The sequence below is a fragment of the Elusimicrobium sp. An273 genome (genome assembly GCF_002159705.1).
Taxonomy (GTDB): Bacteria; Elusimicrobiota; Elusimicrobia; order Elusimicrobiales; family Elusimicrobiaceae; genus Avelusimicrobium; species Avelusimicrobium gallicola.
On sequence record NZ_NFJD01000003.1, the window covers coordinates 1 to 12295 of the forward strand.

Genomic DNA, 12295 nt, shown 5'->3' on the forward strand with positions numbered 1-12295 from the left:
AAAGGCGCAGCGTTGCACGAGTTTGAGCGCAGCGAAAGGCGAGTGCCGCGAGCCCGGACTGCAGGCATTTTCCGTCAGGAAAATGACCGGAAGGCGAGTCCCTCTCTGCACATGATTTACCCGGGTGCAAACCCGGGTTTTTTGTTGGCGCCAGCACAAAATGACGCTGGCATTTTTCCTTTCTTTTTCCAAAACTTTCAAATTGCTATAATTTATTTATCTTTTCACTTCGGAGAAAACCTTTTATGACGCCTCTTTTGTCCGCCTGGATTTGCTGGGCCATTGTCGGCCTGTCGCCCATTGCCGGCAAATATGCGGCCGGCGTTATCAGCCCGGCTTTGCTCGTTTTTTTAGGCACGATTATCGGAGTATTGTATTTTACCCCGTGGATTACAAAAAACCATAAATGGGGGGAACTTCTTTCTGGGGAAACCTGCTGGAAATTTTTATTTATCGGCACCTTTGGCACCGCGCTTCCGTTTACCATTTCCCTCATCGCCCTGCACTACACCACCCCGGGCAACGCCGCCATTTTGCAGCAATCGGAACTGCTGTATTCACTGCTGTTTGCGGGGATTTTTTTAAAAGAATTCCCCAGCCGCCAGCAGCTGCTGGGAAGCGCTCTTATCGTGCTGGGGGTGCTGATTATTTTACTCAAAGAGCAATACACCCCGCGCTGGACGGGGGATTTGCTGATTGTGGGCAGCACGTGGATGTTGCAGGCAGGGTCTACGGTCGCCAAAAAACTGCCCAAACATTTAGACCACCGCGTCATCGCCATGGCGCGCAACCTGTTTGCCTTGCCGGCGCTGATCGGCATTTTGGCGGTAATGTGGGGAATGAAAGAATCCTTTGTGCTTCGGCCCAACCTGCAGATGTTCTCGGTACTGGCGTATACGGGATTTTTAAAGTACGGGCTGGCCATGGTGGTCTGGTACAAGGCGATACGCGCCCTGGATTTAAGCAAAGTAACGGCTATTTACTTGTCTTATCCGGTGCTGTCGCTTATTTTATCGGCCCTGCTGGGGCTTGAAAACATCACCTGGCACCAAGCCGCCGGCCTGCTGCTTACGCTGGCCGGGGCCTACTGGGTGAGCCTGACGGTAAAAAAAGAAGGGCATTAACCTTTCATACCCGCTAGGAATTAAGTACAATATATCCAGGAGAATTTATGTTTAACATTGCCCCCGTTATCGCCATTTGGATTGCATGGTTTGCCACCGCCGCCAATTTAGTGATCAGCAAAGCCGCCGTTCCGTACGTAACGTCCGCCCTGTTTATTTTGCTGGCGTGTGCCGTTGCTTCTGTATGTTTTTTGCCCTATATTCAAAAAACAAACGGCTGGCGCATTTTGCTGGATAAAAAAGTCTGGCCGCAATGTTTGGCGATGGGCACCTTTGGCACTGCGCTTCCCATGACGATCTTTATGATTGCCCTCAACTATACCACCCCTGTCAACGGAGCCATTTTAAACCAATTTGAAATTATCTACTCGCTTATTTTATCGGCCATTTTGCTAAAAGAACGCCCCACCCTGCGGCAAATTGGCGGCTCGTTGCTGATTTTGCTGGGCGTAGGGCTGCTATTATGGCAGGCGGGCACCACGGTGCAGTTAAAAGGGGATTTGATGATTATCGGCTGTTTGTGGATGTTCCAGCTGAGCCATATTTTTGCCAAAAAACTGCCGGCGCAAATGCCGCCGCAGTTGATTGCCGCGGCGCGGGCGCTGTTTGCCATTCCGGCCTTGGCGGTATTGGTGGCCTGGCTGGCGGCGTTTCAGGGGCCGCTGCAATTTGAAAGCAACGCCACGCTGTGGAGCATGCTGGTGCTGTGCGCCGTAGTAAACTATTTTTTGGGAAATACCTATTGGTACCAAGCCATCCGTCATATGGATTTAAGCAAGGCAACGGCAATTATTTTGTCGTACCCGGTGATGACGTTTGTGCTGGCCGTCCTGCTGGGGCAGGATAAAATTACCGCTTATAAAATACTGGGCATGGTGCTCGCCATCGGCGGGGCGTATATCGTAACCGGCCTGGTTAAGAAACAAGGAGAAACAAAATGAAAAAGCTCGTTTTATTTGATTTGGACGGAACATTGGTCAATGCGGGAGGCGCCGGACGCACGGCCCTTAAAAAAGCGATGAAAGAACTCTACGGCACCGACCCGGAGTTTGACCATTCCCTCATTTCCGGCCGGACGGATTTGGATAATTTTTCGATCGTTTACTCGTTAATTAAAAAAGGCAAAAAACCCACCGCCGCCGAAATGAAAAAAATGAAAGCCAAATACTTAGAGCTCCTGCCCGTAGAAGTACACGCCGCCGTGCGCTGCAAAAGATACGATTTAATCCCGGGCGTAGAAAAATTTTTAAAACTGTTGTCCAAAGACAAAGACGTTATTTTGGGTTTGGGCACGGGCAATTTGGAAGAAGGCGCCAAAATCAAGCTGGCTCCCAGCAAGCTGGGCGAATACTTTAGCGTGGGAGGCTATGGGGAAGACGGCCACACCCGCGAAGAAATGCTGCAGGCGGCCGTAAAACGCGCGGAGAAAAAATTTAAAACCAAAATCGCGCCCGAAGACGTCTACGTCATCGGCGACACCCACCGCGACGTCTGCGCCGCCAAAAATTGCGGTTTTCACAGCGCGGTGTTGACCAACGGCTTTGGCGACGCCCAAAAAATCCAGCGTGCCGCCGCCGAACTGGAAACGAAAGATTTTACCGATATCACCACTTTCTGCGTCTGGCTGGGAATTAAAACCGACCCCAAAGGCGTCAAACGCGGCAGCTACATCATGCCCGCCAGCGCCATTGAACACGTGTTTTTCAGCCGCACGGGCATTGACGAAGACCGCCTGAAAATGCTGCGCATCAAAAAATACTCGGATTTGGAATCCGGAACCATTATGTGAGGCACCAAAAATGGAATGGTACACCGCTGCAGAACGTTTTACCGAAGCGTTAGCCTCCTCGGAACCAACCCCGGGGGGCGGGGCCGCTGCCGCCATGGCGGGGGCCATGGGCTGCGCGTTGGCGATTATGGCCGTGGGAACCACGCTTAAACGCAAAGCCACGCCCGAAGACGCACGCCCGCGCCTGACGCAAAGTTTAAAAAGGCTGAGCGCTTTTAAAAACGAACTCAAAGGCTACATCCAAAAAGACGGGGAAGCGTATGCCGCGTATCTGACGGCAAAAAAACTGCCCAAGGAATCTGCCGAGCGGGAAAAAGCGGTGCAGGACGCTTTGCTGTTTGCCGCGCGGGTGCCGGCGGATGCGGCGTCGGCGGCCATGCACTGCCTGCGGGAAGTGGACGCTATTAAAAGCGACGTGGCCGAAATTATCCTGTCGGATATATACTGCGCCAAACACCTGCTGCAGGCGTGCATCAAAAGCTCGGTGGAAAGCATTCGGGCCAACCTGTCTTTCATTACCAATGAAGACCGGGTTAACGAAATTAACAAGCAGATTGCCTCGTTTTTAAAGGTCTGCTAAAAGGACAATCTTATGAGCGATAAAGCAAACAAAAGAAGCGGTATGCTGGGCACCATTTACAACATGCTCCCCGGTATTGACGACGATTACGCCGCCAAACTGGTTTACACCCTGGAAGACAAAAAAACCCTGCCCCAGCTGCAGCAGGATATTGCCAATATCGCCGCCCAACTGAGCTCGGACTCGCCGATGACGGACACCATCGTCGCAAAAATTCTGCTGGACGAAATCACCATCCCCGCCGCACTGCGCCAGCTGCGCATTTACAACAATTCCACCTCTATCAGCGAGTTGTGCGCCGCACTGGAAATTCCGGCCAAAGACACCGCCAAGCTGTTGGAAGTCTATTCTTCCTTTTCTTCCCGCAAATACTTTGACGAAGAATTCGCCTCCGCCCTAAAAGACGTGCAGGACAGCGATATGGAAGACGCCAAAAAAGCGCTCCACGCCGTAGACGTATTGCTAAAACAGGCCGATGCGCTTTTGCACAATTCGCCCAAAACTGCCAAGCAAAATAAAAAGGATATTTTTAAAACGGCCGACAAATACCACCTTTCCGTTAAAATTACTGCCGAGCTGGAATTGCTCTACACCCAGCCGGCCAGCATTGCTTTCCAACCGGAATTTGAAAAACTGTTCAAATCCCTCATCGCCCAAAATCCGGACAAGCACCTCTGCGCTTCTTTGACGGCCCATGCCATGCTGTGCCAAATTACGCCTAAAGACGCGCAGGATATTGCGCTGCTTTCCAAACTGTTAAACGGCCGCATTTTGGAAGAAGATTTGTTGATTATCGCCTGCCGTTACCTGAAGGTCAAAGCGCCGGCCGACATTGCGGCCACCTTTGAAGCCGTGCTTAAAAAACTGCCCCATGTGTCCAGCCCGGAAGAAAACTTAGGCCTGGCCGTGCGGGTACTTTTGGACGGAACGGCCGAGAGTTTTGAAAAAGCCAGCCAGAAAGCTTCCGTCCTGCGGGAGCGCGAAGTGCTGCGCAAGGCGTTATCCAAAAAAGAGCTCTACAGCGGCTATGAATATGATTTGGCGGAACACTTTGGCGGCAAAAAAACGTTCGTCCAAATTGAACGGGAAATGACCGACCTCCTAAACAGCCTGCCTTTTTGCAGCGACCCCAAGGACAACAAAGAACTGGCCTGCAAAGTGCTGTTGGGCTCGCTAAGCCAGGAAGAAGCCGCCAAACAAGCCCAGTACCTGCGCGATTTAAAAGCCCAAACGCTTACCCAGGGGCTTGCGCCGGAACTGATGAAAAGCTACCTAGGCACCAAACCGGCCGAAGAGCTGATTAAATTTTTTGAAGAATCGCTTGCTCCTTATACATTTTGGAAGTCCGACCGGGAAAAACATATTTTTGCCCTGCGTACGCTGGTGGGGGAGTTGAACGGCACCTACAACCGCCGGATTTCCCAATTTGTACTGGAAATGCTGGAAAACGGCTCTTCCCTGGACGTAATGACGGATATGCTGGAAAACATCCAAAAGAAAAAAACCAGCCAGGAAGAACTGGAAAAACTGTTGGAACGCTACAAACAGGCGCGGGCCGCTTCCAAAGCGTAAACGCACCGTAGTAAAAAAATGTTTTAAATTGCGCGATAATTTGCTATGCTTTTATCGTGCCGTGCTATATTTATTTTCAAGGGTGAAAAAATATGAGATATTGGGTTTATATCAACGACAAAGTAGACGGGCCTTACGAAGAAGATAAACTGGTAACGCTCCAGGGCTTTACCCCAGACACGTTAATCTGCGCCGAAGAAATCGCCGCCGGCGGCAGCCAGGAATGGGTAAAAGCTTCCAGCATTTTTGAATTTGACCAAGTGCAGCAGCCGGCCAACCAGCCGCTTCCCGCCGAAGAAGTGTTCAACACCCAAACGGCCCACAGCGAGCCTTTAGCTTCGGAAAAAACGCTCCGCGTGGAAAACGCGGCCAACGGCGACGTCAATAAATTACTTTTGGAAAAAATTGATTTTTTAACCCGCGAAATTACCGGTTTGCAGGAAAAGCTTGACGATATGAAAAACAAACTGGACGCGGCTATTTTGTCTTCTCACTACACCCAGCCGGCAGCGGCCCAATCTTATTCGGCCCCGCAGGCAAACGACCAGCACACCATCACCCTTACCCGCCAGGATGTAAATGAAGAAAACGAAGACGCCCTGATTACCAATACGGAAAGCCTCGTTTCGCAGGCGGAAAATATCGTTGCCGCGGCCAATCAGGAAGAAAAACCCTTGGATATGCTCGGCCCGGTGGACTTGGGCGATAAAAAGCAAGACGCCACCCCGACGGAAGTTTCGTTGGGCTCCAAAGCCGAAGAAGAAGTCGTCTTGCGCTCGGCGCTGGATTCGCTTTATAACGCCAAAACCGTTCAGACCCAAGAAGAAAAAGAAAGCACCTTCCAGGATTTGCTCACGCCCCAGCAAGCCAAAATTTTGGCCGAACAAGCCGCGCCTGCTCCGGCAGAAGAAGCCCACAAACCCACTTTGGATGAAGCGTTAAAAGAAGTGCAGAAAGCGGACGAAGCGTTAACCGCGCACGAAGCCGAAAAAGACGCTTTGCTTAAAGAACTGACTGCTGAACCCAAAGAAGACGTACTGGATCAGGTCATCAAAGAAAGAGAAGAAGAAAAGAAAGCGGAAACCTTTAAAATGGCGCAGGCAGCCGCCGTGGGCGCCGCGGCCGGAGTAGCGGCTGCAGCCGCTTTGCACCCGGCGGAAGAGTCGGAGAAAAAAGAAGAAGTCCCCGGCTTGGAAACGGTAGAAGAAGCCGCCGCCGAACCGGTGGAAGAAAAGAAAACCCTTGATTTTACCGACGAAAACGCCAGCCCGGCCCTTTCCATTGCGCCCGACCGCGCCGAACCGGAAAAACAGGAAGAAGTAAAACCCGCTTCCGAAATGCCGGCAGACGTACCGGCCGAACAGACCCCGGCGCAAACCCAGCCGGATGACAATATGCCGCATTTATCCGTACTGCCTTCCTCGGATGAAATGCCCGGCAAAACGGCCGCTCCCGCCGAAGAAGACAAAAAAGGAGAAACCGTGCAGGAACTGGTGCCCGGCGCTAAGACGGAAAAGCCGGACGGCGTGCTGATTACGGAAGAAGATTTAAACGAGGCGTTTTCGGAAAGAAACAACGATTCCAACCAGAGCGTTGAACAATTGTTTGGTTTGGCGCCGGAACAAACGTCCGATAAAAAGGAAGAAGCGCCCGCTCCCGCTTCGCAGGAGCCACAGACGTTGCCGCAATTTAGCGACCAAACGGCGGACAAGCCGCTGCCTATGGGCAATCCTAACGACTTGACGGAAATTGAACTCAAAGAAGGTTCCACCTATTTAATTTCCGATTTTGTGCCGCCCGCCCAAACCAACGGCAATGAACTGCCGAAAGAAATTTCCAAATTGGACGCCAAACCGGTGGAAGAAAAAGTGCCGCAGCAAAACGCCCAGGAAACCAAACCGGCTGAAGTGCAGGAAATGGTTTCTCCGTTAAAACAAACGGAAAAAACCGTAGAAGCCGCGGCCGACGCCCCTAAAGACGTGACTGTTTCCCAAATTATTTTGGAAAACACCATTAAAACCAAACGCGGGGCTACGCTGGACATCAAAACCGTACCGATGGTACCGGAACCGGCCCAGTCCGACCGTCTGCATTTGGACAATATGGACGACGACCTCAACACCCAGCACGACTTAAAGGCCGCAGACGTAAAACCGGCCGGCAAAACCACTAAGCTCGTGGCGGGAACGCTGGTAACGGTGGTGCTGGCGGCGTTAATTTATGTAATGCTCGCCTTTATGAATTTAATTCCGCCGCAGTTTAACCTGCTGTCTTCCGAACCGACGGCACAGCAAGTGGCCGAGCAAAATGCCCAAATGGATGAGATGTTAGGCACCCAGGCCCAGCCTGCCGCCCAACCCGCGGCCCAACAAACCCCGGCCGCCAACCCGATGGATACGGTGTTGGACGAGGTGAAGAACTATCCGCTGATGAACGGCTATACGCTTAAGCAGTTTATTGAAGCCAAACACCCCGCGGCGAAGGATCTGATTACGTGGGATATTTCTACGGCCGTAGATCCGGACAATTACTCCGTCTTGGTAAAAGTTCCGCCGGAGAATCCGCAGAGCTTCAAAATCTCCTACCGCTTTAACTACAACACGGTTACCAAAGCGTTAGACCCGACCATTTCGGATGCCAAAAACCTGTTGGACTCGGCAGCGCAAGGCGCCGCCCTGCCGCAACAGCCCGCCGCCCAACAAGGGCAGCCCGCTATGGCCCCGATGCAGGGGGGGAATATGACCCCTCAGCCCGCACCGGCGCAAGCGGCACCGGTTACTTCAACCGTTCAGTATTAATTTAAACTTCCAAAGGCCCCGCGAAAGCGGGGCTTTTTTTGTGGCACATTTCCCTTTATCCACGAGGTTATAAACAAAATTTAGGGCCTTTTTAGCCGAAAGAAACCCGGCCTGCCGCCAGGCAGACCGGGTATTGGCATAAAGGCCTTTATTTTACCGCGTCTTTGACAATGCTCTCCAGCACGCGGAAGGCTTTTTCCACCCAGCCTAAGCTAATCCATTCATACGGCCCGTGGGGGTTTTCATACCCGGCAAAGATGTTGGGCGTGGGCAAGCCGCGCAAGCTCATCTGCGCGCCGTCTGTACCGCCGCGGGCCTGCGTCAAGCGGTACTGCACATGATTTTCATTCAGCGCTTTTTCCAGCAATTCCATAGCCTGCGGGCGTTCTTTCAAAATCTCCCGCATATTGCGGTATTGCTTTTTAAATTCCACTTCAATCTTTGCCGCCGGATATTTTTGGCGCTTTTCGGCTACCAATTCTTCCAACATCTTTTTTAAGTTTTCAAACTTGGCCAAATCGTGCTCGCGCACAATTCCTTTTACCACCACTTTATCCAGGCCGCCTTCTATATCTTTAAACAGCACAAACCCTTCTTCGCCCTCGGTGGTTTCGGGCAGTTTGTCTTCCGGCCAGGAGGAAATAATATCCGCCGCAATCCGCACGGGGTTGGCCATAAAGCCCTTGGCCGAACCCGGATGGCAGGTTTTGCCGATAATGTGCAGGGTAACCGTATCGGCGTTAAAGTTGCCGCAGTCAATATCCCCTAAGGTGGAACCGTCTACGGTATAGGCAAAATCCGCGCCGAATTTTTCAATGTTAAAATAGGCAATACCGGTGCCGGTTTCTTCGTCAATGGTAAAAGCCGCTTTGATTGGGCCGTGTTTAATTTCGGGGTGCTGCGTTAAGTATTCGGCCAGCGTCATGATGGTGGCAATGCCGATTTTGTCATCGCCCGCCAGCAGGGAATTGCCGTCTGCCGTAATAATATCGTCCCCAATGCACAAATTCAATTTGGGAGCCGTTTGCGGGGTAAGGTACATTTTTTTATCGGCGTTAATGGTAAGGGTGCCGCCGTCATAATTGGGGTGAAGCTGCGGGCGGATGTCTTTGCCGCTGTAGTCGCAAACGGTATCCATATGGGCAAAAAGACCAATTACAGGCGCCTTCTTATCCGTATTGGCCGGCAGCAACCCGGTTACAAAGCCGTATTCATCCACTTCCACCTCGGTAAATCCGACGGTTTTCATTTCCTGCGCCAGCATATGCGCAAAGGACATTTGGCTGGCGGTGGTAGGCGTTACGGTGCTGAGGGGGTCGCTGGTGGTATCAATGGCCACATAGCGGACGAAACGGTCATAAATTTTTTGCTGTAATTGATTCATATTTTCTCCCTTAAATTCTTATTTTATTATACAATTTATTATTCTAAGACTTGGGAGGTTTCATGAAAAAACTATGGTTGCTTTTTACCGCCGCCGTCTTGCTGACGGCCTGCGCCTCGGTAGACGAAACGGAAAATTTGGCCAACTGCAAATTCGCTCTTAGAAGCGTGGAACTGACTAATTACAATTTAACCTCGTTTGATTTTGACGTGATTATCGCCATTACCAATATGAACCGCAAACAAGCGGCCTCGTTAAAACGCTTTGAGGGGGAATTGACCGTAAACGAAGACAAAATGGCCGACGTAACGCTTGATGAAATGAAAATAGAACCCAACGCTACCAAAAACGCCAAGGCCCAACTGAATGTGCCGATGACGGCTTTTAACAGCAAGCTGCTGGGGCTTATCAGCATGGGCAGCGCCACGCTGGACTATCATTTGACGGGTACCATGTATTTTGAAGGGCCGTTGGGAACGGAAATCCCCGTACCGGTGGACATTGGCCGCATGGGTAGTTACAACTAATTTGTACACACAAAAACGCCCCGGTTTTAAAGCCGGGGCGTTTTTTTATCGGATAAACGTTACCCTAAAATCATCCGCAGGACAAACGCCGTTGCAAACGCCAGCGAGAGCGTCAGCGCAATCACTTTAAGCGTGTCCTTCCAGCCGCTTTCGCGCAGCATCACAAAGAACGTGGCAATACACGGCAGATACATCGCCATAAATACGCACGCCACCACCAGCTCCGCAGGCGGCAGATTAAACGGCTCCAGCAGGGCAATGGAAATATCTTTGCGCAAAAAACCCAAAATCAGCAGCGGCGTCGTTTCCGCCGGCAGCCCCAGCACAAACTCCACCGGATAGCGGGCGATTTTGGCAATCCAATCGGTTAATCCGGAGAATTGCATCAAATCCACAAACAGCACGCCAAACAAAATAAGCGGCAGCGCATCAAAAAGGTATTCCCGCATCCGAATCCACAACTTCCGCAGCAGCGGGCGGAGTTGCGGAATTTGCCAGGAAGGGATTTCCATAAACAGCTCCGGCGTTTCGCCTTTCATCAGTTTATTAAGCACCGTCCCGGCCAAAATGCCGTTAATAAACAGCGCAAAAAACACAATGAGCATATACTTCAGCCCGTACGGCGAAAGAATGGAAATAATCATTGCCGTCTGCGAGATACACGGCGCCAGCACCAAAATAAGCGCCAACGCAATAATCCGCTCCCGGCGGGTTTCCAAAATGCGAATGCCCATTACCGCCGGCACTTTGCACCCAAAGCCCAGCATAATCGGCAGTGATCCGTAGCCGTGCAGCCCGATTTTGTGGAGCAGACTGTCCAGCAATACCGCCAACCGCGGCAGGTAGCCCAAATCGCCCAAAAAGCCCAGCAACGCATAAAAGGCCAACACGTAAGACATCACTTCAATCAAGGCAATATGCAGTCCCTCGGTCAGGATGCCAAAGTATTTTACGCCGTCGCCCATCAGCAGCATGCCCAGCGTATTGTCTTTAATGGGGGCCAACAGGTGCTGCAGGAAAGGAATATAGTAATTTTCATACAGCGGGTCTAGCAGGGCAATCAAGTTCTCGCCCACAAAACGCACCAAAAAGAACGACAGTACCAACACCGCCAATGCAATCGGCAGGCCGGTTGCGGGCGTAGTCGCCCAGCCCTGCAGCTTTTCCCAAAAAGTGGCGTGTTTGTGTTTGACCGTCTGCACTTTGTGGATAATATGCCCGATGGCGTGCCATTTGCCTTCCGGGGTAGGGGGAACCATCAGCGGGCTTTCCGGCATTTTATGCGAAGCAATGCGCGAAGCCTGAAAAGCAAGTTCCTTTAACCCTTCGCCCGTGGTGGCTACCGCCGCAATAACCGGAATGCCCAACAGCTTTTCCAGTTGTTTGACGTCAATTTGAATCCCTTTTCGCTGGGCTTCGTCAAATTTATTAAGCAGCAAAATAACCGGTTTTTTAAGCTGCATAATTTCCAGCAAAAAGTACAAATTGCGTTCCAGGTGGGAAGCATCCGCCACGCACACGATAAAATCGTATTCCAGCTCTTTAAATAAATTATGTTTGCGCCCTTCAATCACCCACTCTTCTTCCAAGCGGTAGAGGCCGGGGATGTCTATAATTTCATACGGTTCGCCGCCAAATTGGGTTTGCCCGTAGTTCAGGCCCACCGTCGTACCGGGAAAATTGGAGGAAATGATGCCGATCCCCGTTAAACGCGAGAAGATCAGGCTCTTTCCCACATTGGGGTTTCCGGCCAGCAGAAAGGTGTTTTTTTTGGCGTCCACCAAAATTTTCTTGGCGGTTTCGCGTCCGATGGCCACTTCCGTGCCGGATACGCTTACCACCACTGGGCTGGAGCCGGGTTTGCGGGTAACAAACTGCCCGTGGACGAGCCCCATGGCAGCCAGCTTGGCGGCCATTTTGGAGTCCGTCTGGATTTCTTTAATCTGGGCCGTTTGGCCCGGTTTTACCTGATAGAGGGAACGGGAATTTTCTTTTTCCATAAAAGTTAGTTTTTCCTTACTTTAATATTTTACCACAACCCGCTCTTCTTTACAAGGGGAAAGGCCCGACGGGAAAATCCCGTTGCGGCGCGGAAAAATTATTTTTTGTATAATTTTTAGGTACCAATTTTTACCAAACAGGAGATCTCAAATTATGGCTTATAAAGTAAACCCGGACGTCTGCATTAACTGCGGTGCTTGCGAATCCGCCTGCCCCGTTACCGCCATCAGCGAAGTTGAAGGCAAAAGAAAAATTGACGAAACCAAATGCATTGAATGCGGCGCCTGCGCCGGCACCTGCCCGGTCAGCGCGATTGCTCTGTAAGCAAATTGCATGGGTTTAAATTTAAACCGCCCTTTACCGGGCGGTTTTTTATTCTCAACGCACAACCCCGCCCCGCAATTTGCCCATAAAAAAGAGCCGGGGGATGTGCCCGGCTCTTTGTTCAGAACCGTTCGGGGGGTAAATCGAAAGGTTCTGGGGGATAAAAGGGATGTTTCTGCAATAGAAACTCTATAAT

11 protein-coding genes are annotated in these 12295 nt (G+C 51.3%); 9 read left to right on the forward strand and 2 right to left on the reverse strand.

Annotated elements, in window-relative coordinates; all coding sequences use genetic code 11:
• The 7 genes from B5F75_RS07470 to B5F75_RS04310 form a co-directional block, all read left to right on the forward strand.
• The coding region (locus B5F75_RS07470; RefSeq protein WP_204201206.1) for a hypothetical protein at nucleotides 1-249 on the forward strand (249 nt) is incomplete at its 5' end.
• Nucleotides 246-1124, forward strand: a complete 879-nt coding sequence (locus B5F75_RS04285) for a DMT family transporter (protein WP_087288304.1) — start codon at nucleotides 246-248, stop codon at nucleotides 1122-1124. The genes B5F75_RS07470 and B5F75_RS04285, both read left to right, overlap by 4 nt.
• Nucleotides 1125-1171: 47 nt before the next feature.
• Nucleotides 1172-2065 (forward strand): DMT family transporter, encoded by an 894-nt coding sequence (locus B5F75_RS04290; RefSeq protein WP_087288305.1) that lies wholly within the window; start codon nucleotides 1172-1174, stop codon nucleotides 2063-2065.
• Nucleotides 2062-2913, forward strand: coding sequence for an HAD family hydrolase (locus B5F75_RS04295; protein ID WP_087288307.1), 852 nt, complete (start codon nucleotides 2062-2064; stop codon nucleotides 2911-2913). The genes B5F75_RS04290 and B5F75_RS04295 overlap by 4 nt, the downstream gene beginning before the upstream one ends.
• A 10-nt stretch (nucleotides 2914-2923) precedes the next feature.
• The gene (locus tag B5F75_RS04300) at nucleotides 2924-3493 is read left to right on the forward strand and encodes a cyclodeaminase/cyclohydrolase family protein (RefSeq protein ID WP_087288308.1); all 570 of its coding nucleotides are present in this window, start codon (nucleotides 2924-2926) and stop codon (nucleotides 3491-3493) included.
• A gap of 12 nt (nucleotides 3494-3505) precedes the next feature.
• Nucleotides 3506-5065: a hypothetical protein gene (locus tag B5F75_RS04305; RefSeq protein WP_087288309.1), complete on the forward strand. Its 1560-nt coding sequence runs from the start codon at nucleotides 3506-3508 to the stop codon at nucleotides 5063-5065.
• Between the two features lie 92 nt (nucleotides 5066-5157).
• Nucleotides 5158-7863: a DUF4339 domain-containing protein gene (locus B5F75_RS04310; protein WP_087288311.1), complete on the forward strand. Its 2706-nt coding sequence runs from the start codon at nucleotides 5158-5160 to the stop codon at nucleotides 7861-7863.
• A gap of 148 nt (nucleotides 7864-8011) precedes the next feature.
• Here the strand turns inward: B5F75_RS04310 and pepT are convergent, their stop codons facing one another.
• The gene (gene pepT, locus B5F75_RS04315; RefSeq protein WP_087288314.1) at nucleotides 8012-9247 is read right to left on the reverse strand and encodes a peptidase T; all 1236 of its coding nucleotides are present in this window, start codon (nucleotides 9245-9247) and stop codon (nucleotides 8012-8014) included.
• Between the two features lie 62 nt (nucleotides 9248-9309).
• Here pepT and B5F75_RS04320 point away from each other — a divergent pair, with 62 nt between their 5' ends.
• The gene (locus B5F75_RS04320; RefSeq protein ID WP_087288315.1) at nucleotides 9310-9774 is read left to right on the forward strand and encodes an LEA type 2 family protein; all 465 of its coding nucleotides are present in this window, start codon (nucleotides 9310-9312) and stop codon (nucleotides 9772-9774) included.
• A gap of 59 nt (nucleotides 9775-9833) precedes the next feature.
• On the opposite strand, the gene B5F75_RS04325 is transcribed toward B5F75_RS04320, so the two are convergent.
• A complete protein-coding gene (locus B5F75_RS04325; protein ID WP_087288317.1) occupies nucleotides 9834-11774 on the reverse strand; it encodes a FeoB small GTPase domain-containing protein in 1941 nt (646 codons plus the stop codon).
• A 154-nt stretch (nucleotides 11775-11928) separates the two neighbouring features.
• On the opposite strand from B5F75_RS04325, the gene B5F75_RS04330 reads away from it, so the two are divergent.
• Nucleotides 11929-12099, forward strand: coding sequence for an indolepyruvate ferredoxin oxidoreductase subunit alpha (locus B5F75_RS04330; protein ID WP_087288319.1), 171 nt, complete (start codon nucleotides 11929-11931; stop codon nucleotides 12097-12099).
• Nucleotides 12100-12295: the final 196 nt, after the last annotated feature.